At 57.5% G+C, this 19,718-nt stretch carries 14 protein-coding genes; 7 read left to right on the top strand and 7 right to left on the bottom strand.

The features are described from left to right. Positions 1-99 precede the first annotated feature (99 nt). From GOV90_RS05800 to GOV90_RS05785, 4 genes are all read right to left on the bottom strand, one after another. Positions 100-753 (bottom strand): 50S ribosomal protein L25/general stress protein Ctc, encoded by a 654-nt coding sequence (locus GOV90_RS05800; RefSeq protein WP_171094310.1) that lies wholly within the window; start codon positions 751-753, stop codon positions 100-102. A 247-nt stretch (positions 754-1,000) separates the two neighbouring features. Next, positions 1,001-2,167, bottom strand: coding sequence for an alpha-hydroxy acid oxidase (locus tag GOV90_RS05795; protein WP_171094307.1), 1,167 nt, complete (start codon positions 2,165-2,167; stop codon positions 1,001-1,003). A 147-nt stretch (positions 2,168-2,314) separates the two neighbouring features. Then, on the bottom strand, positions 2,315-3,106 hold the full coding sequence (gene trpA / locus GOV90_RS05790; RefSeq protein WP_171094305.1) for a tryptophan synthase subunit alpha: 792 nt from the start codon (positions 3,104-3,106) through the stop codon (positions 2,315-2,317). A gap of 78 nt (positions 3,107-3,184) precedes the next feature. Further along, entirely contained in the window at positions 3,185-3,673 is a 489-nt protein-coding gene (locus GOV90_RS05785) for an acyloxyacyl hydrolase (RefSeq protein ID WP_171094303.1), read from the bottom strand. Positions 3,674-3,873: 200 nt separating this feature from the next. Between GOV90_RS05785 and ychF the strand changes: the two genes are divergently transcribed. The 7 genes from ychF (at position 3,874) to GOV90_RS05750 (ending at position 12,416) form a co-directional block, all read left to right on the top strand. Further along, a complete protein-coding gene (gene ychF / locus GOV90_RS05780; protein WP_171094301.1) occupies positions 3,874-4,971 on the top strand; it encodes a redox-regulated ATPase YchF in 1,098 nt (365 codons plus the stop codon). Positions 4,972-5,083: 112 nt separating this feature from the next. Next, positions 5,084-5,425 carry a DUF1493 family protein gene (locus GOV90_RS05775; protein WP_171172826.1) on the top strand — a complete coding sequence of 114 codons (342 nt, stop codon included), beginning with the start codon at positions 5,084-5,086 and terminating at the stop codon, positions 5,423-5,425. An 89-nt stretch (positions 5,426-5,514) separates the two neighbouring features. After that, positions 5,515-6,396, top strand: coding sequence for a LysR family transcriptional regulator (locus GOV90_RS05770; RefSeq protein ID WP_171094297.1), 882 nt, complete (start codon positions 5,515-5,517; stop codon positions 6,394-6,396). A gap of 85 nt (positions 6,397-6,481) precedes the next feature. Beyond that, complete coding sequence (locus tag GOV90_RS05765; RefSeq protein ID WP_171094295.1) at positions 6,482-8,185, top strand: NAD(P)H-dependent oxidoreductase subunit E; 1,704 nt, start codon at positions 6,482-6,484, stop codon at positions 8,183-8,185. Between the two features lie 13 nt (positions 8,186-8,198). After that, entirely contained in the window at positions 8,199-10,982 is a 2,784-nt protein-coding gene (gene fdhF, locus GOV90_RS05760) for a formate dehydrogenase subunit alpha (protein ID WP_171094293.1), read from the top strand. 115 nt (positions 10,983-11,097) lie between these two features. Then, complete coding sequence (locus GOV90_RS05755) at positions 11,098-11,883, top strand: cyclase family protein (RefSeq protein ID WP_171094291.1); 786 nt, start codon at positions 11,098-11,100, stop codon at positions 11,881-11,883. A gap of 11 nt (positions 11,884-11,894) precedes the next feature. Continuing rightward, positions 11,895-12,416: a thioesterase family protein gene (locus GOV90_RS05750; protein WP_171094289.1), complete on the top strand. Its 522-nt coding sequence runs from the start codon at positions 11,895-11,897 to the stop codon at positions 12,414-12,416. Between the two features lie 4 nt (positions 12,417-12,420). On the opposite strand, the gene GOV90_RS05745 is transcribed toward GOV90_RS05750, so the two are convergent. From GOV90_RS05745 to GOV90_RS05735, 3 genes are all read right to left on the bottom strand, one after another. Next, a complete protein-coding gene (locus GOV90_RS05745; protein ID WP_254429069.1) occupies positions 12,421-16,509 on the bottom strand; it encodes a translocation/assembly module TamB domain-containing protein in 4,089 nt (1,362 codons plus the stop codon). Next, positions 16,506-18,311 carry an autotransporter assembly complex family protein gene (locus GOV90_RS05740; protein ID WP_171094286.1) on the bottom strand — a complete coding sequence of 602 codons (1,806 nt, stop codon included), beginning with the start codon at positions 18,309-18,311 and terminating at the stop codon, positions 16,506-16,508. The genes GOV90_RS05745 and GOV90_RS05740 overlap by 4 nt, the downstream gene beginning before the upstream one ends. A 141-nt stretch (positions 18,312-18,452) precedes the next feature. Continuing rightward, positions 18,453-19,676 (bottom strand): urate hydroxylase PuuD, encoded by a 1,224-nt coding sequence (locus tag GOV90_RS05735; RefSeq protein ID WP_171094284.1) that lies wholly within the window; start codon positions 19,674-19,676, stop codon positions 18,453-18,455. Positions 19,677-19,718 lie beyond the last annotated feature (42 nt).

Raw genomic sequence — 19,718 nt, 5'->3', positions numbered from 1 at the left:
TGATGGCACGGAATGCCACCTGTTTCCAGCCCGAGCGGCAAAAGAAAACGGGGCCCGACAGGGCCCCGTTTCCAAAATCCGAACTCTTTAAGTTCGAGCTTATTCTTCTTCAGCGTCCTGACCGACGACTTCAACCTCGTCAGCTGCCACTTCTTCACCTTCTTCGTCGTCGCTTGTGGACAGACCTGTTGGTGCCGAAATGTTGGCAATCACGAAGTCACGGTCGATGGTCGGTTTGGTGCCTGCGGGCAGGTCGACCGACGAAATGGTGACAACGTCGTTGATGTTCAGACCGGTCACATCCACGGTGATCTTCTCAGGGATATCACCCGCGGTGCAGACCAGTTCGACTTCCGGACGGACAACAGTCAGAACGCCGCCCTTCTTGATGCCGGGCGCTTCGTCTTCGTTGATGAACTCAACGGGGATAAACAGCGCGATTTTGGTGGTCCGGCGCAGACGCATCAGGTCCAGGTGGGTCGGCAAGTCTTTGACGATGTCACGCTGAACGTCGCGGCAGATGACGCGGACGTCTTCGTGGCCGTCAACTTTCAGGTTCCACAGAGTCGACTTGAAGCGGCCTGCTTTCAGGCGCTTGAACAACTCGTTGAACGGGATCTGAATCGGCAGCGGCTCTTTATCGCCACCAAAAACAATGCCCGGAACCATGCCGTCGCGGCGTGCCTGACGAGCGGCGCCCTTGCCTGTCCCCGTCCGTTCCAGAGCTACGAGATCAGGAATCTCTCCAGCCATGATAATTCTCCAATGTTAGGGCGGGCATCCTCCAAGGCTGTATGCCCGCGTTAAGCGGCGTCCTTAGCTTGATTCATTGAGTTTGGAAAGAGGTTTTTAGCCGTTTTCCTTTTTGCGAGGCTCTGCCTCGCGCTCCGAGATATTTATAGCCAGATGAAGCAAGGATCCTCTGTTCATCTGGCTATAAATATCTCGGGGGAGGCGCCCATCGGGCGACCGGGGGCAGAGCCCCCCAATAACAACCGGTTCAGCCTTGCCAGCGACCGCCAAAATCTTCGGGCACAAGAAGGTTATGGCGGCCAAGATCGGTCACTTTACGCTCACCGCAAAGTGCCATTGTGGTGTCCAGTTCTTTTTGGATTACTTCCAGCGCTGTGGTTACGCCCTTTTGCCCCATGGCCCCAAGACCATACACAAAAGCGCGCCCGATATAGGTGCCTTTCGCCCCCAAGGCCAATGCCTTTAAAACGTCCTGCCCGGACCTGATGCCGCTGTCCAGATGCACCTCGATATCTCCACCGACAGCATCCATGATCTCGGGGAGCACGCGGATCGAACTCAGGGCACCGTCCAGTTGACGCCCCCCGTGGTTGGACACAACAATGGCGTCAGCGCCCAGCTTGGCAGCAATCTTGGCGTCTTCGGCATCCAGTATCCCTTTCAGGATGACCTTGCCGCCCCATTGTTCCATCAGTTTTTCGACTTTGGCCCAATCCAGGCTGGGATCGAACTGCTCGGCGGTCCAGGCACCTAACGACGAAGCGTCTGAGATGCCTTCTACATGCCCTACGATGTTGCCGAATTCGCGTCTTTGCGCGCGCAGCATTTGGACACCCCAAGTCCATTTGGTCATCAGGTTGGCGATGGTTTTTGCCGTCAGTTTCGGAGGGGCAGAAAGGCCATTTTTCAGGTCCTTGTGGCGTTGACCAAGAATTTGCAGATCCAAAGTGATTACCAGCGCTGAACATTTGGCGTCTTTGGCGCGCTGGATCAGTCGGCTGACGTAATCCGTGTCCTTCATCGTATAAAGCTGGAACCAGAATGGCTTGTTGGTGTGTTCTGCCACCTCCTCGATCGAGTTGATCGACATGGTGGACAGGGTGAAAGGTACGCCAAACTCCTCGGCCGCTTTGGCCGCTTTCATTTCTCCATCCGCGTGCTGCATCCCCGTCAGACCGACCGGTGCTAGTGCAACCGGCATCGAAACATCCTCGCCAATCATCTGTGATGATGTCGAACGCCCGGACATATCAACCGCTACCCGTTGGCGCAGACGGATTTCTTCAAAATCACTGCTGTTTTCGCGAAACGTCTGTTCCGTCCAACTGCCGCTTTCGGCGTAGTCATAGAACATCCGTGGTACACGACGTTCATATATGCGCCTGAGGTCTTCGATATTGGTAATCACGGGCATGGCTACGGACCTCTGGGTTTTCTGGTTAATTTTCCTTACCAATCCCTTCCAAGGCCTGCAATGGATTGACCACGTGACCGGCCGTCAAAAAAACCGCCGCAGGGCATTCTGCGGCGGTTTGTTAGTTATTGAAATGCGCTCTCTAGGTCAGACGCTGTGCGCCCCATCTGACAGAGATTTAACAAAATCCAGTACTTCGGCTACCGGTTTGCCTGCGCCGATCTGGCTCACGATCGCCGATCCGACAACGGCACCGTCGGACACGGATGCGATATTGCGGGACTTCTCGGGCGTGTTGATGCCAAAACCCACGATCACCGGCAAATCTGTCGCGGCTTTGATGCGAGCGACTTCGGGGCCAACATCCGTTGCCTGAGCTTCGGCCGCGCCGGTGATCCCGGTGATCGAGACGTAATAAACGAAACCGGATGTGTTCTGCAGAACGCGCGGCAGGCGCTTGTCGTCAGTGGTCGGGGTTGCCAGACGGATGAAGTTCAACCCCGCCGCCTGAGCGGGCAGGCACAGTTCTTCGTCTTCTTCCGGCGGCAGGTCCACAACGATCAAACCGTCAATCCCGGCTTCTTTTGCATCGGCCAGAAATGCGTCTACACCCCGGCTGTAAATTGGGTTGTAATACCCCATCAGGACAATCGGAGTCGTATCGTCCGTTTCCCGGAATGTGCGGGCCAGATCCAATGTGCGTTGCAACGTCATGCCGCCATCCAAAGCGCGTTGACCCGCTGCCTGAATTGTCGGCCCATCGGCCATCGGGTCGGTAAATGGCAGGCCCAGTTCGATGACGTCTACACCAGCGCCCGGCAGACCCTTAACCACTTCAAGTGAGGTATCATAGTCAGGGTCTCCGGCCATGACATAGGCAACAAAAGCCTTTTTTCCTTCGGCCTTCAGGGCGGCAAACTTTGCGTCGATACGGGTCATCGGATGTCCTTGCACTCGGGTTTGGACCCGTGTGCAGAAACTTTGACCGAAAATCAATCCCGCGAGGGCAGGAATAGATCAGAAGCCCAGATGATAGCGCAGCAGCACCGCGTTCACTCCGGGGTTTTCGTCCTGGGTGCTAGCGTTGGATTTATGGGTAATCGCAACAGAGACGCTGTTTCCGTTTTTGAGGCTATAGCCCAGTCCCAGCAAGCTGCGGATCTGAAAGTCTCCGCCTAGGTCATTCTGGTCATTACTGGCGTTGAAGTACCCCGGCATGACGCTGCCTTCGACAAACCAACGCTCACCCAGAGAATACAGCCCGACCAGCCCGGCACCGATATGTGTATCCCCGTCTTCGTCCACAGAAAAGGCAGCACCCCAGCCAGCACTGAACCGTGTCGCCTGGTGAAACGGAGTGTGATGATACTCTAGGGCGATCAAAGCCTGATCTTCGGATGTCGCTTCGGAAAAGTCTGAGTACCCGGCCCCGAAGACAACGGTTTGGGCGTGCGCTGTCGCGTGGGCGGAAATGGTCAGAGCGGCTGCAAAAAGAAGTCGTTTCATCGTGTTCTGCCGAAAAGATCTTGTGGTGCAATGCTAAGTGGTAATCGTAATGCCTCTTTTTCAATTCCTCCAAGAACACGTTTTTGGAACGGTTTTGTGATGTGTCGAAAAGGACTCAGTTGCAATCAGCCCAGCAATGGCTTGCGCATTGAGGCTGACCTGCATAGAAGCTGCGTTCGTATTCTAAGCAGGAGGCCGTGATGGGCTTTAAAATGGGAATCGTGGGTCTGCCGAATGTGGGCAAATCGACCCTGTTCAATGCGTTGACCAAAACCGCAGCCGCGCAGGCGGCGAACTTCCCGTTTTGCACCATCGAGCCAAACGTGGGCGACGTGGCCGTGCCGGATGACCGTCTGGACAAGCTGGCCGCGATTGCTGCGTCGAAACAGATTATTCCAACGCGGATGACGTTCGTGGATATTGCCGGCCTGGTCAAAGGTGCCTCAAAGGGTGAGGGTCTGGGTAACCAGTTTCTGGCCAACATTCGTGAAACCGACGCCATTGCACATGTGCTACGGTGTTTCGAAGACGGCGACGTGACCCACGTGGATGGCCGTGTCGATCCGGTGGCCGATGCCGACACCATCGAGACAGAGCTGATGCTTGCCGATCTGGAAAGCATCGAAAAGCGCCGTGCCAATCTGGTGCGCAAGCTCAAGGGCAATGACAAAGAAGCGCAGCAGCAGGATCGCCTGTTGGCCGAGGCGCAAGCTATGCTGGAAAACGGCAAGCCGGCGCGGTTGGTCGAAGTGAGCGACGAAGACGCAAAGGCATGGAAGATGCTGCAACTGCTGACCACCAAACCGGTGCTTTATGTCTGCAACGTGTCCGAAGAAGAAGCTGCTGAGGGCAACGAGTATTCAGCGAAAGTGGCCGAGATGGCCGCCGCGCAGGGCAATTCTCACGTCATCATCAGCGCCAAGATCGAAGAAGAGATCAGCCTGTTGGAAGAAGACGAAGCCCAGATGTTCCTTGAGGAAATGGGCCTTGAAGAACCCGGCCTCGACCGCCTGATCCGAGCGGGTTACGACTTGCTCAAGCTGGAAACCTATTTCACCGTCGGCCCGAAAGAGGCCCGCGCCTGGACTATCCGTACCGGCACTGCCGCGCCACAGGCCGCTGGCGTGATCCACGGGGATTTCGAAAAGGGTTTCATCCGCGCCGAGACCATCGCCTATGACGACTATATCGCCGCGAACGGAGAGCAGGGTGCAAAAGAGGCGGGCAAGATGCGGGCCGAGGGTAAGGGTTACATCGTCAAAGATGGCGACGTGATGCATTTCTTGTTTAATACGTAAACATAGCCTCTGTTCATCGCTCTGTTTTTGGTGGACGCCGAGGATTTGCGTTGCTTGCGCCACGATTTTGCGTTGTTGGTGGTTGTGCGTTCCTCAGAAACTGGAGCTTGAATTGTCTGACAGTCAGGATTTTGAGAAGCTGATCAGTTTGATCTCGGATCTGGTTGGAGTTGATCCTTCCAAGTTACACGAAGGTTCTTCTCTATTCCACGATTTCGGCGTGGCGGGTGACGATGGTGCCGAAGTTTTGCAAGCTATTGCAAACGAATTTGAAATCGACATTGGTGATGTGGATGGTGCCCGCTATTTCGGTTCCGAGGCGCCATACAATCCGTTTTATCATTTGCAGTGTTTTCTTAAGGGCAAGAGGTTGGATCACGACATAGTTCGCCTAGAGATTTCAGACTTGGTGAAAACCGTCAAAACCCGAAAATGGTGCGAACCCGGGTCATAGTTGGACGCACGGCAAAATGTATGGCGCATTCATCCGGCCAGCTATAAGTCTTGGTCTGGACTCTTGATCACACGTGGAGTTTCTAGTGCATGATCGAAATCCGCGATCTCCAACTCCTCAGCGCTTTGGCGCGGCATCGCCATTTCGCCAAGGCGGCCGAGGAATGCGGGATTTCTCAGCCTGCCTTCTCGATGCGTATCCGCAACCTTGAGGACCGGCTGGGCGTCTCAATCGTCCGTCGCGCCAACCGGTTTCAGGGCCTGACCGAAGAGGGCGAGATGATCGTCCAGCGGGCGCGGCGTATTCTCGACGATACCAAAGCGCTGGAACAGCAGGTGCTGGCCGCCAAAGGTGAGATCACCGGAACGCTGATCCTTGGCGTGATCCCCACCGCGATCGCCTTCACCGGTCGCCTGATCAAACGGCTGCGCGACGCGCATCCGCGTATCATCACTCGGATCGAGACCATGTCAGCGACCGCGATTCAGCACCGCCTGGACGAGGGCAGTCTGGATGCAGGTATCACCTATGGCGACAGCATCGGCACCGATCTGCGGCAGGTGCAGCCTCTGTACGAAGAAACCTATGTCCTGCTGATTCCGTCACATATGACCGACGAGACCGGCCCGATCCCTTGGGCGCAGGTGGCAGAATTCCCGCTCAGCCTGCTGGAACCGCAGATGCAGAACCGGAGAATTCTGGACCGGATATTCGCCGAAATGGGCCTGCATCCAGATGTTGTGGCCGAAACCAGCGGGTTCACGGCCTCGATGGTGATGGCGCGTGAGGGGCTGGCGGCCACCGTTGTCCCCCGCGTTCTGGTGCGCGCGCTGGGCGATTTGAGGGGGACCAAGGTGCTGCCCTTGGTCGATCCCATTGTCAGCAAACCGATTTGTCTGGCGACCCTCAACCGCGATCCGGAACTGCCGACGGTTCAGGCTTTGCGTGCTGTGGTGACGTCTTTGCGGTGATAAGCTGTCGTTATCGTGCGATAGCGACAAGAGATTTGACGATATGCTATTCTGATGAGACACGGAGCCTCAATCGGAGGGCATCATGGCACCATTAGACACCAAGCCATCAGGCGCACCCAAGGGCGTCTGGAAGTCAGGTAAAGGCAAGGGGCGGCACACGCCCAAAGGCCGTCAATTCACGGATGAGGCGCAGGCAGAGATTCACCGCCTGCTGGGCGATCGCCCGCGCCGCCGTGACCTGCTGATCGAATTTCTGCATTTGATTCAGGACGCACACGGCCATATCAGCGCCGACCACATCGCTGCGCTGGCTGTTGAGATGCGTGTCGGACAGGCCGAGATTTATGAAACGGCGACCTTCTATGCCCATTTCGATGTGGTGAAAGAGGAAGAAACGCCTCCGCCTGCGCTGACCATCCGGGTCTGTGATTCTCTGTCCTGCGAAATGGCCGGTGCCCAGCAGTTGCAGAAGGCGCTGGAAGACGGTCTGGACCCGGCTGAGGTCCGCGTCGTGCGCGCGCCCTGCATGGGCCGTTGTGATACAGCTCCGGTGTTGGAGATCGGTCACAACCATATCGATCATGCGACACCCGAAAAGGTACAGGCTGCGATTGCAGCGGGCGACACCCATGCCCATCTGCCCGATTATGAAGCCTTCGCCGCCTATGAAGCCAATGGCGGCTACGCCAAGCTGAACGAGCTGCGCGATGGTGGTGATTGGGAAAAGGTGCAAGAAGACGTCCTGTCCTCGGGCCTGCGTGGTCTGGGTGGCGCCGGTTTCCCGTCGGGTAAGAAATGGGGCTTTGTTCGCATGAACGAAGGTCCACGCTATCTGGCCGTAAACGGAGATGAGGGCGAGCCGGGCACGTTCAAAGACCGCTACTATCTGGAACGCACGCCGCATGTCTTCCTTGAGGGCATGTTAATCGCCGCTTGGGCGGTCGAGGCTGAGACCTGTTTTATCTACATGCGCGATGAATACCCGGCAGTACTGGAAATCCTGCGCCGCGAGATCGCCGCGTTGGAACAGGCGGGTATTGTCGAAAAAGGCTACATCGACCTGCGCCGGGGTGCTGGTGCTTACATCTGCGGTGAGGAATCCGCGATGATCGAGTCGATTGAAGGCAAGAAGGGCCTGCCGCGTCACCGTCCTCCGTTCGTGGCGCAAGTTGGTGTCTTTAACCGCCCGACCTTGGTGCACAATGTCGAAACACTGTATTGGGTCACAAAAGTGTGCCGTGAAGGGCCGGAATGCCTGAACAGCACCGAAAAGAATGGCCGCACTGGCCTGCGAAGCTATTCGGTCTCGGGCCGGGTGGCAAAGCCCGGTGTGTACCTGCTGCCCGCAGGGTCGACCATTCTTGATGTGATTGATGCCGCTGGCGGCATGGCAGAAGGCCATGTGTTCAAAGCGTATCAACCGGGCGGGCCGTCGTCAGGTCTTCTCCCCTCCAGCATCGACGACGTCCCGCTCGACTTTGACACTTTGCAACCACTGGGCACCTTCATCGGCTCCGCTGCAGTTGTGGTTCTGTCAGATCAGGACACCGCTCGCGACGCTGCGCTGAACATGCTGCGGTTCTTCGAAGATGAAAGCTGCGGTCAGTGTACGCCCTGCCGTGCGGGTTGCGAAAAGGCGGTGAAGCTGATGCAGGCCGACAAATGGGACACCGAACTGTTGGAAGATCTGTGCCAGGTCATGGGTGATGCCTCGATCTGCGGTCTTGGGCAGGCGGCCCCGAACCCGATCCGCCTGGTCATGAAACATTTCGCTGACGAAATCTGAGGGAGACAGAGCCATGCTTGACGCAAGCCCAACCAAGACCGTCACCTTCAACCTGAACGGCGATGACGTCACTGTGCCCGAGGGCACCACGATCTGGGAAGCGGCCAATGGCCGTGGACTGGTGATCCCCCACCTTTGCCACAAACCGGCACCCGGCTACAAACCAGACGGCAACTGCCGCGCGTGCATGGTCGAAGTCGAAGGCGAGCGCACTCTGGTTGCCTCGTGCATTCGCCCCGCTACCGAAGGGATGGTCGTCAAAACCGACACCGACCGCGCCGAGAAATCGCGTGCCATGGTCATGGAACTGCTGGTGGCCGACCAGCCCGAGCAGCCGCATGATGCGTCCAGCCATTTCTGGGATATGGCCAAGCTGAACAATGTCAGCGACAGTCGATTTCCTGCAAAAGAGGCCGAGAAAATACCGCTACTGGATGACAGTCACGTTGCGATGCGTGTCAATCTGGACGCCTGCATCAACTGCAACCTCTGCGTTCGCGCTTGCCGTGACGTGCAGGTGAATGACGTGATCGGCATGGCTGGTCGCGGCCACACCGCGCAGGTGGTGTTTGACCAGAACGACCCAATGGGCGCATCTACTTGCGTGGCCTGTGGTGAATGTGTTCAGGCTTGCCCGACCGGTGCGCTGATGCCCGCCACCGTGCTGGATGATCAGCAACTGGGCGACAGCAAGGACTACGATTCCGAGACCGAAAGCGTCTGCCCGTTCTGCGGTGTGGGCTGTAAAGTCTCGCTGAAGGTCAAAGACGGCAAGGTCAAATATGTCGAGGGCATCAACGGTCCCGCTAACGAAGGCCGTCTGTGTGTCAAAGGCCGCTTTGGCTTTGACTACATCCACCACCCGCACCGCCTGACCAAGCCGCTGATCCGGCGCGAAGACGCCCCTGAAAAGGGTCTGAACGTCGATCCTTCGGACCTGTCGACCCATTTCCGCGAAGCAACGTGGGAAGAGGCGATGGATCTGGCCGCGACCAAGCTGATGGCTCTGCGCGAAGAAGACCCGCGCAGCGTTGCGGGTTTTGGCTCGGCCAAGTGTACCAACGAAGAAGCCTATCTGTTCCAGAAGTTCATCCGTCAGGGATTCAAGCACAACAACGTCGACCACTGCACCCGTTTGTGCCACGCGTCGTCCGTTGCAGCGTTGATCGAGAACGTGGGATCGGGCGCTGTGACCGCGACCTTCAACGAGATCGAAAACGCGGATGTGGCAATCATCATCGGGGCCAACCCGATTGAAAACCACCCCGTTGCAGCGACCTACTTCAAGCAATTCACCAAACGCGGCGGCAAACTGATTGTGATGGATCCGCGCGGCGTCGGGATGCGCAAATTCGCAGACGAAATGCTGCAATTCCGCCCGGGTGCTGATGTCTCGATGCTGAATGCGATCATGAACGTGATTGTTGAAGAGGAACTCTACGACAGCCAGTACATTCACCGCTGGACCGAGAACTGGGAGGCTGAGAAAGAGCACCTGCGCCAGTTCACGCCCGAGGCGATGGCTCCGATCTGTGGCATCGAACCAGATCAGTTGCGCCGCGTGGCCCGCACCTTTGCGCAGGCTAAGGCCGGTCTGATCTTCTGGGGCATGGGTGTCAGCCAGCATATCCACGGCACCGACAACTCGCGCTGCCTGATCAGCCTGGCGCTTATGACCGGCAACGTGGGCAAGCCCGGCGCGGGTCTGCACCCGCTGCGTGGCCAGAACAACGTTCAAGGTGCCTCGGATGCGGGTCTGATCCCGATGTTCCTGCCGGACTACAAGACCGTCACGGATGACAACATCCGGGCTCAGTTTACCGATGTCTGGGGTTCGGACGATTTCTCGAACGAGAAGGGCCTGACCGTTACCGAGATCATTGATCAAATCTATGCGCGCAACATCAAGGGCATGTACATTCTGGGCGAAAACCCGGCCATGTCCGACCCGGATGTAAACCACGCCCGTGATGCTTTGGCCAAGCTGGATCTGATGATCGTGCAGGACATTTTCCTGACCGAGACGGCGAACTATGCCGACATTATCCTGCCCGCCTCGGCGCTGTATGAGAAGAACGGCACTGTGTCGAACACCAACCGTCAGGTACAGCGTGTACGTCCGGCCGTGGCACCTCCGGGTGAGGCGCGCGAGGATTGGGCGATCACGGTTGAGTTGGCGCAGCGCATCGGTCTGAACTGGGAGTACACCGATGTGTCTCAGGTCTTTGCCGAGATGAAGCTGACCATGGAGTCGTTGGACAACATCACGTGGGAACGTCTGGAAACCGAGACGATCACTTACCCGTCGCTCAGCGAGACCGACCCGGGCCAGTCCATCGTGTTCGGCGACGGCTTCCCGCGGGCCGACGGCAAGGCAAAGTTTACTCCGGCCAGCATCATCCCACCGGATGAGGCCCCGGATGAAGAGTATCCGATGATCGCCACAACGGGTCGCCAGTTGGAGCATTGGCACACGGGTTCAATGACCCGACGCGCCACTGTTCTGGATGCCGTAGAGCCGGAAGCGAACTGTTCGATGAATCCGCGTACGCTCAAGCTGATGGGGATCGAACCGGGCGAGATGATCCGTCTGACGACCCGTCGCGGTTCCATCGAGATCATGGTGCGTGCCGACCGGGCGATTGCCGAAGACATGGTGTTCATCCCGTTTGCCTATGTCGAGGCGGCTGCGAACATGCTGACCAATTCGGCCATCGACCCCTATGGCAAGATCCCCGAGTTCAAGTTCTCGGCGATAAAGGTCGAAAAGATCGAAGACGCCATCGCAGCGGAATAACCTCTGCGCCACTCACTCTTTCGAAAAGGCGGTCTTAGTGGGCCGCCTTTTTCGCGTCTTGACAGCAGCTTACGCGCGGCCAACCCTGTACCAACGATCAAAAACGGAGAATGCTATGGCGCGGCGTTTTGTGGACCTGTCCGTCCCGCTGGAAACCGGCATTGTATCGGACCCGCCGATCATGCTGCCCGAGATCGAATACCTGACCCATGACCAAACTGCCGAGCAGGTCATGTCCTTTTTTCCCGGTCTTGCCAAAGAAGACCTACCGGATGGCGAGGGCTGGGCGTTGGAACGTTTGCAAATCGCGACCCACAACGGCACCCATCTGGACGCGCCCTATCACCATCATTCCACAATGAACAAAGGCGAGCGGGCGATCACCATTGATGAGGTTCCTTTGGAATGGTGCATGAACCCCGGTGTTAAACTGGATTTCCGTCATTTCGAGGATGGCTATGTGGTTACCGCTGCGGATGTCGAAGCCGAGTTGAAGCGGATAGGCCACACGCTGAACCAGTTGGATATCGTGGTGGTCAACACGTCAGCAGGGACGCAGTACGGCCAACCCGACTATCTGATGAAGGGGTGCGGTATGGGCCGTGAGGCGACTTTGTACCTGACCGAACGCGGGGTGCGGGTGACCGGAACAGATGCCTGGAGTTGGGATGCACCCTTCCCGCTGACCGCGCAGGAATATGCGGAGACCAAAGACCCCTCGATCATCTGGGAAGGGCACCGTGCCTCGATGGAGATCGGGTATTGCCACATGGAAAAGCTGACTAATCTGGAAACGCTTCCGCCGGCAGGGTTTGAGATTTCCTGTTTTCCCTTCAAGATCAAAGGTGCGTCGGCCGGGTTCATCCGCGCCGTTGCGATCTTTGAAGATCCGGACGAGTGAGGACTGTTGCCATGCCACAAGAAACCCAGCCCTTAGGTGGCCATGATGGTCCGTACGATGCGCCTGTTGAAATTCACGAGTTTGCGCTGCATCCAGATTGGATCGACTACAACGGGCATATGAACGTGGGCTATTACGGCGTCGCGTTCGATTTGGCTTTTGAACGGTTGCTTGTCGATCATCTTGGCCTTGGCGAGCCTCAGGTCCATGCGTTGGGGCAGGGGCCGTACGTCTTGCAATCCCACATGCAGTTTCTGCGCGAAGTGACCGACGACATGACGATCTATTTCCAGTTTCGATTGTTGGATGCAGATCACAAACGGGGGCACTATTTCGGTCAAATGATCTCGGCCCCCGACCAGACTGTATGCGCCACGCAAGAAGTGCTGTTCATGAATGTCAGCCACAGAACAGGTCGGTCCGAACCCTATCCGGATTGGGCGGTCACTCGGTTGGCACGGATGGTGTCGGATCACGCGTCTTTGCCACCCGCGCCCCAGATTGGGCAGCCGATTGGTATTCGCCGCAAATAACGCTTTAATAATCGCGTTCGAAAAACACCCCTATGCCGGTTTCGCCGCGGCCATCAACCGTGCCCTTGACCGTGAAATTGTCTGTCACATCCAGGTTCAGGTTCACCTCGGTATCGCCTTCGGTATTGACCGTGAAGTCGGTGTACAGGTTTTCACCCAGATACGCGCCAGCCCCCAACCGACCCGCACCACTTTCCGAAGCGCCGACATCGATTGTATCCACGCCGGTGGAGTCCCGCAGGCCCTTGGTTACATCACCGCCCGCGCCGCTGAGTTGGGCCAGCGAGGCGGCCATCTGCGCAATCAGGAATGGTGAAATCTCCGAGAACCGATTCCCGAACAGCAGCATCGCAAGCGCTTCTTCGGCTGGGCGTTCGGGGTCAGAGAACACGTTGACCTCGGGCGAATCCAAAGGTCCCGCAATTTCGATTGTGGCAGTTCCGTCCGACGTACTGGCCGAGGACTCGAACTCGATATAAGGCGTCAGGTCGCCTTGGAGGGTAACGATGCCTTTTGTCAGGGCCAACCGGCGGCCCAGAATGTCGAAATTGCCTCGGATCAGTTCGATCTGGCCCGACGGAACAACGGCAGTGGTGGTGCCGCCGATGAAGATCCGGCCACCCAACTCTGCGTTTACGCCCCGTCCTCGGACGAACACGGCCTTGGGGGCCAGCAGGCTGATGTCCAGAGCAATTCTGGAATTGCTTTGGCTGGCTTCTTCCGTGACAACCAGCCCCGCGCGTTCTCGGGTGACAAAGGCCGGACGGCTTTCATTGACATGTTCAATCTCGGGGATCGGTGCCGCCCCGACCGCGCCGGAAGCGGCCGCGAGATTGATATTGGTTTCGTCGAACGTGATTTGCCCGGCCAATGAACTGTTTCCGGCAAGCGCTCCGGTCATTGCAATCTGGCCGTTTAGGGTGGTTTCGTAAAGCAGCTGATCCGTCAGCACGAGGCTGTTCAACGCCGTCGTGATCTGGGCGTTGAAAGGCGGTGTAAGGTCAACAGGTCCGGTAACGGTAAAGCCACCGCCAGCGCGTACTCCACCGCTGAGGTTGATGGTTGCACGACTTTGCGCCAGATCGATCTGGCCGCTGATACCGGTGATCGTTTGGCCTGCATCTGGAATAGCAAGTGATGTGCCAGAGGTCGTGACAGATCCGCTGAGCGACGCCAGCGCAGGTGCCCCTTTCAGGGTCAAATTGAAACGTGCCGACCCGTCGATCTTGTTGGGTGTTATAAAGATATTTGCAATCCCAAGGTTGACGCCGCCTTGCGCCTTAAGATCGGCTTCGGTGCTGGTTTCGTCGAAGGTTCCGGCAACGGTGCTGGTGATGTCGGCAGGCCCTTCGGCTTTGGCATCGATGGTCCAAAGCCCATTGTCCCGCTTTGCATTGCCCGTCGCTGCGATGGTGCCCGGGAAATCAGGGACGAACCGCTCAATGCGATTGAATTTTGCGTCGAAGTCCAAGTCGGCTGAGCCGTTCGTATCGACCGAACCCGCGACTTTGGCATAAGAGCTGTCCGGTCCTTGCAGATTGGCTGTGCCTTCAAAGCCTGTGCTTATGGGCGCGACGTTTCCATCCAGTTTCAATGGCCCCGTCAATGTTTGCGACAGTCGGCCCAAGTCGTCCAGCGCAGCAGTAAAGCTCAACCCCCCGGCATCCCGATCGAGTTTACCAGACGCCTCAGCCGACAGGGCGGTTCCCTTCAACCGGAAACCGCGGATATCAAGCCCTTCATCGCCATTTTGCGCGTCCACGGTCAGGGTGGTGCGCCCTTGGATCAGTTTGTCGACAGCGTCGATTCCGGTCTGGATGTCGTTCGCATCCAGTTTGCCTTTCACATCAAAGCTTTTGCTGCCTAACGCACCTTTGCCCGAAACATCGGTTTTGATTGACCCGGCAAGGTCGCGTTTGGCAAGGCCCGAGAACAGAGACAGATCGGGGATGTTCAGGCTGGCTTCGCCATCCACAGCCAGCGCACTTGTCGGATCGTCGATTGTGGCTGCCGCTTGTGCCGTAACGGCGGTTCCGTTCACCTTGGCGTCGCGGATCACAATTTGATCCTGACTGAGCGCACCGTCAAAGGTGATCTCGGTCCGACCCGAAACCAGGGGGTCGATTTCAGACATGCCGGTTTTGATATCCCGGCTCGTCACGCTGGCGGTCCCATCGAATTCCAGCGTCTGAACCGCGCCCTTACCGTTGAGCTGTGCTTGTATAGCACCGCCAAGCTCGCGATTTGCAAGGCCCGAGAAGATGGAGAGGTCCTGAGCATTGACCGTGGCCTGCCCGTCGATGGTCAGATTGCCACCGGGCGTGGTAACTGTGCCGTCAGCCTGTGCACGCAGGGTGTCCCCGATCAGTGTGAAATCCCGGATCGTTACGCCATCTGCACCCCGCTTGGCGTCTACAGTGATTGTGGTGTTACCGCGAATGACCGGGTCGATGTCGTCGCGCCCGGTGGACAGGTCATTTCCTTCGACCTCTAGCTTGCCGTCAAAGCTGCCTTCCAGCGGAGAGCCTTGCCCCACAAGCCGTGCAGACGCCTGGCCCCCAAGATCCATCTTTGCCAGATCCGAAAACCGCGACAAGTCCGTCGCCTGCAACGTGGCCGTGCCATCTACGGCCAGACCTGTGGACAGGCCGCTGATCTCCGCGTCCAGCCCCAGTTCGTAATCAGAACCAACCAGCTCCACGCCGGACAGATTGACCGTTTGATCACTGCCATAGGCGAACACACCATCCAGCGTGACGCGCTCGCCCACGGCTGCGTTCAGCGCATCGTCAGCCAGGTCGATCCCGTCCAGAGCAGCCTGAAGATCGCCATCCAGTTGCAGGGCCGTCCCTTGTTCCAGCGTACCCTGCGCCGAGATTTGAGCACGTTGCAAATCGATCTGTGGCGTCTTTATTCCGTTGGCCGTAAGGCTCAGGTCCCACAGATTGCCGTTTTTCTCGTCAAACAACGCCGAAATCTGTGCCGCTTCGATGGACGTGTCGCCGCCCGAAACCGGCAGTACCACGTTTTGCCCGTCCGGCGGTGTAATCCGCCCTTGCAAGGCGGCCAGTTGCAGTTGCCCACCGGCGGCCAGTTGCAGCTCACCCTTGAGGTTCAGCGCTTGAGAGGTCAGCTCAAGATCACTGATGGTCAGCGCGCCATCTGCTTCGGTTCGCCCGTCCACAAACAACTGTGTCTTGGTGCCAAAGAACATATCCATGTTTTCGGCTACAAAGGGCGTCAGATCCCCACCGAGATCGGCTGTAAAGGCGATGCCCTCGTCGGCGCTTGCCGCTGCGGTCGGTGCCGAACGCAGGCGCACCTGTCCGGTCACGCGTGGTTGGCCATCACTGCTGAGGCCAATATCCGCCGTGAAATCGCTCACCGGCCCGGACCCTTTTGCGGTCAGCCCAATGGGTGGGCTATCCGGGATTTTAAGAGCCGTAGATATCAGGCCGCCCGCCGCCTCGGTCACTTGAAGATCAAGATCGATTTGACTGTCAGAGTTCTGAAACCCCGCGCTCAGCTTGATTTCATCCCCGGCGCGGTCCAGGCGTGTGATGTCGAGATTTGTATCCAGCGTGCCATCCGCCAGTGACAGGTTTCCGTTCACTGCCAACTCTGCCGCAACGCCGATCAGTGGCTCGCCCAAAGACAGTTCGCTGATGCTGATTTCACCGATTTCGATGGAAACAGGAAGTTCGGGCAGTTGAAAGGCTTGCGTTTCAGCTGCGGGGGGCGGCGTATCTTTGGTGGTGGTGCCCGGGGTGCGGGCGATGTCAATTTCCTGTGCGGTTAGGGCGTTGACGGAAAACCGGCCACGGATCAGCGCCAGACGGTTCCAGTCCAGCACCGCATCCTTGATGGTCAGCCAGATCCCTTCATCGTCGGCAACCGTAATCTCGGCGATGGTGGCCCGCGAACTCAGCGCGCCTTGAAGACCCGTGACGGTCACGTTCTGATTGTCACCTGACAGCGTATCCTGCAGGAACCGCTCGATCATGCTGCCGCCTTCGTCCTCCTGCGCTTGCCCGGCTGTTGGTGCAAGCAGCAGAGTGCCGATCAGCAGAGGGTATGAAAGAAACCGTCTCAAAACGCCTGTCCGATCCCGATGTAAAACTGCAGGCCGTCGCCGGTGGGACCACTCACCGGATAGGCGAGATCAAATCGCAAAGGTCCAAATCCGCCCAGATCGTATCTTACACCAATCCCAGCACCAGCGTGATCTTCCGCACCACTGCCAATGAACGAAGACGTATCGACAACACCGTAGTCATAAAACCCGACCAGTGACAGGCTATCGGTGACCTTGCCGCGAATTTCACCTGACAAGCCGATAAACGACTTGCCGCCTGCGATGCCGGTTCCAACCGGAATGCCAAGGCTTTCATAGGGTTGCCCGCGAACGGTTCCCGCACCGCCCGAGAAGAAAAGGAAGTCAGGCGTGACGCCATCGGCAGGGGGACCAATTACGGAACCCAGCTGCGCGCGCCCGGCCAAAACGATCCGACCCCCTGTCCCTAAGCTGGTATAAGCCCGACCATCAAAAAACAGGCGGATGCCCGTGTCGGTACCGGAAATACCAACAAAGGGCATGACTTGTGAGTCAAGATAAAAGCCCCGTGTGGCGCTGACTTTACTGTCGCGTTCGTCCCATTCCGAGCGGAACGGCACGATGAAATACCTGAACTTGCGACCGCTTCCATACGCATCATCAGCATCCGACCACTGAAAACCGGCAGAGGCTTCGGCATAGAGGTTGTCCGAGAAGGTGCGACGCGCACCGTAGGCCAGCGACGCAACCGACACGTTGTAGTTTTCAGTGTTGCGCCGTTCCAGTAGCGCGCTCCAGAATGTGTTGTCGTCCGGGCCGAGGCGATCCGGTTGATCCAGACGCAAGCCGATCCGGCCGTCGATGTTCTCGGCCCCGCCGATGTTGCGTATCGCGGCTTCAAAGCGCAAACGTTCCGCGCGTTTGAACATATTGCGATGGGCCCAGGTCGCTGTCACGTCAACACCATCGCGCGAGGCGATTTCAACACCAAAGGTTATGCGACGTTTGGGCAGGTCTTCGAAAGTTGCATCAAAGTCTAACGTGCCATCTGGATTTGGTGTCTCACGCTCTTGCAGTGAAACGACGTTGAACGTGCCGGTGCGGCGCAGACGTGTTCCGACCTTTTGGATCTTTTCAGGCGAATAAACCTCTCCACTTGGAAACCCAGCGATCTTTTCGATGGATCTGTGGCGCACATCCGTGTCGCCCTTGATGAACATTTTACCGAATGTCAGCCTGCGCCCCGGTTCCAGCGTGACCTGAGCGTCCAACTGCGCCTGAGAATGCCGTGCGATGACTTTCTGCCCCGCGACCCCAGCCTTGGCATGGCCTGCATCCCGCCACCCTTGCACGCCAGCTGAAGTGGCCTGTTGAATAGCGCCGGTTGTTGCCAGTTTGCCGGTTGCGAACTCTTCCGGCAGAACGGTGTCAGGCGCCAACGGCTGTACAGTGGCGGTGCCGAATTTAAAGCTGGGCCCGGTTTCAACGTTAATCGCCGCCCGGTCGATCTTTGCCGGAACGGTCAGCGAACTCATTTCCGCGGCTTCCTGGCCGTCCAGTTTGATGCTGACGACAGGGCTGAAATACCCCTCGTCATACAGGATCTGCACAATCGTGCGGTAATCCGACAATGCGGCGGACAGGATTTCAAGCGGGGTATCCAGGCCGCGCTCTTCGGCGGTGGTGACGGATGACGTCTCTTTCAGACGCTCCACCAGTTCTTTGGACGCACCCGGTGCGGTCAGAGAGGTTTCCAATGCCAGTGACACGTTTGGAGCCAACGCCACAACAGCGACACTCAGCCAGCGCCTCAGACGGCCTTGCGGCTTGCTCCCTTGCATGAATTGCCCCAAATGTCCCAGTTCCAAATATCATACACCGCGTTTGCCGCGGTCCTTTGCATTCAGGTTAGAGCATCTGAATGCGATCTGGGAAAGAGATTATGCGCCTGACGCGAAAATTTAGGGTAAATTGCGTTTGTGCTACAGTCCGGCGTTGCGCACCCATCTGATGATGGCTTGGCGGTCTTCAGGTTCCATATAGGTTACGTTTGCCGGAGGCATCGCATGCGTCACACCAGCCTGCAGATAGATTTGCTGCGCGTTTCGGGCGATATCGGCCTCGGTTTCCAATAGCACACCTTTCGGGGCCCAAAGAATGCCCTCCCAGACCGGCTCGCGCGCGTGACACATTGAACAACGCCCAAGAACAATGTCATGGGCGTCTTCGAACCCGTCTGCATCAGCAAATTTCTGTTCATATGGAGTTAGCGGCTGTGCCTCTGCCTCTTCCAGCGGCTGGTACATGGGGGCTGTCGACAGCCACATGATGGCAATGAACAGCAGTGCGGTGGCCAGCCACGTCCAGGTGGGATTACCGGCGCGGGCATGGCGGGTGTTGAAATAGTGCCGGATGGTCACGCCCATCAGGAAAACCAGCGCAGCGATGATCCAGTTGTATTCCGTCGCGAAAGCCAGCGGGTAATGGTTCGACAGCATCAGGAACAGGACGGGCAATGTCAGGTAGTTGTTGTGGGTCGAGCGCAGCTTGGCGATCTTGCCGTATTTCGGATCCGGTGTGCGCCCATTTTTCAGATCATCCACCACGATGCGTTGATTGGGCATGATGATGAAGAACACGTTTGCCGTCATGATCGTGGCTGTGAACGCGCCCAGATGAAGCATCATCGCACGCCCCGTGAAGATCTGGTTGTACCCCCAACCCATGGCCACCAGCAGCACGAACAGCAAAACCATCAGCAAAGTGGGGCGTTCTCCAAGTCCTGATTTGCACAGGAAATCATAAACAAGCCATCCAACGGTCAGCGAGGCGGCAGAGATCAGAATGCCTTGCCAAAGAGCCAGATCAGCCTTTTCCGCATCGATCAGATACAGCTCTCCGCCGACCCAATAAACGATCATCAGCAGCGCGGCACCGCTGAGCCATGTCGAATAACTTTCCCATTTGAACCAGGTCAGGTGATCGGGCATCCGTTCGGGGGCCACCAGATACTTTTGGATATGGTAGAAGCCGCCGCCATGCACCTGCCATTCCTCGCCATCCGCCGGACCCGGAATATTGCGGTTCAGACCCAGGTCGAGCGCGATGAAATAAAATGAGGATCCGATCCAGGCCATGGCGGTGATCACGTGCAACCAGCGCACGGCAAACGCCATCCAGTCCCAGAACACGGCAAAGTCGTACATTTCAGAGGTCTCCGATTGGTTGCCACCACACTAGGCAAACAG

The sequence above is a fragment of the Ruegeria sp. HKCCA5929 genome (genome assembly GCF_013034525.1).
Classification (GTDB): Bacteria; Pseudomonadota; Alphaproteobacteria; order Rhodobacterales; family Rhodobacteraceae; genus Ruegeria.
Note: the sequence above shows the minus strand (reverse complement) of the source record. Positions and strands in the feature narration are given on the sequence as shown.

What these genes read in the sequence shown, in the direction of transcription:
- GOV90_RS05800 (WP_171094310.1), bottom strand. Translation starts at nt 753, where the DNA reads ATGGCTGGAGAGATTCCTGATCTCGTAGCTCTGGAACGGACGGGGACA.
- GOV90_RS05795 (WP_171094307.1), bottom strand. Translation starts at nt 2,167, where the DNA reads ATGCCCGTGATTACCAATATCGAAGACCTCAGGCGCATATATGAACGT.
- trpA (WP_171094305.1), bottom strand. Translation starts at nt 3,106, where the DNA reads ATGACCCGTATCGACGCAAAGTTTGCCGCCCTGAAGGCCGAAGGAAAA.
- GOV90_RS05785 (WP_171094303.1), bottom strand. Translation starts at nt 3,673, where the DNA reads ATGAAACGACTTCTTTTTGCAGCCGCTCTGACCATTTCCGCCCACGCG.
- ychF (WP_171094301.1), top strand. Translation starts at nt 3,874, where the DNA reads ATGGGCTTTAAAATGGGAATCGTGGGTCTGCCGAATGTGGGCAAATCG.
- GOV90_RS05770 (WP_171094297.1), top strand. Translation starts at nt 5,515, where the DNA reads ATGATCGAAATCCGCGATCTCCAACTCCTCAGCGCTTTGGCGCGGCAT.
- GOV90_RS05765 (WP_171094295.1), top strand. Translation starts at nt 6,482, where the DNA reads ATGGCACCATTAGACACCAAGCCATCAGGCGCACCCAAGGGCGTCTGG.
- fdhF (WP_171094293.1), top strand. Translation starts at nt 8,199, where the DNA reads ATGCTTGACGCAAGCCCAACCAAGACCGTCACCTTCAACCTGAACGGC.
- GOV90_RS05755 (WP_171094291.1), top strand. Translation starts at nt 11,098, where the DNA reads ATGGCGCGGCGTTTTGTGGACCTGTCCGTCCCGCTGGAAACCGGCATT.
- GOV90_RS05750 (WP_171094289.1), top strand. Translation starts at nt 11,895, where the DNA reads ATGCCACAAGAAACCCAGCCCTTAGGTGGCCATGATGGTCCGTACGAT.
- GOV90_RS05740 (WP_171094286.1), bottom strand. Translation starts at nt 18,311, where the DNA reads ATGCAAGGGAGCAAGCCGCAAGGCCGTCTGAGGCGCTGGCTGAGTGTC.
- GOV90_RS05735 (WP_171094284.1), bottom strand. Translation starts at nt 19,676, where the DNA reads ATGTACGACTTTGCCGTGTTCTGGGACTGGATGGCGTTTGCCGTGCGC.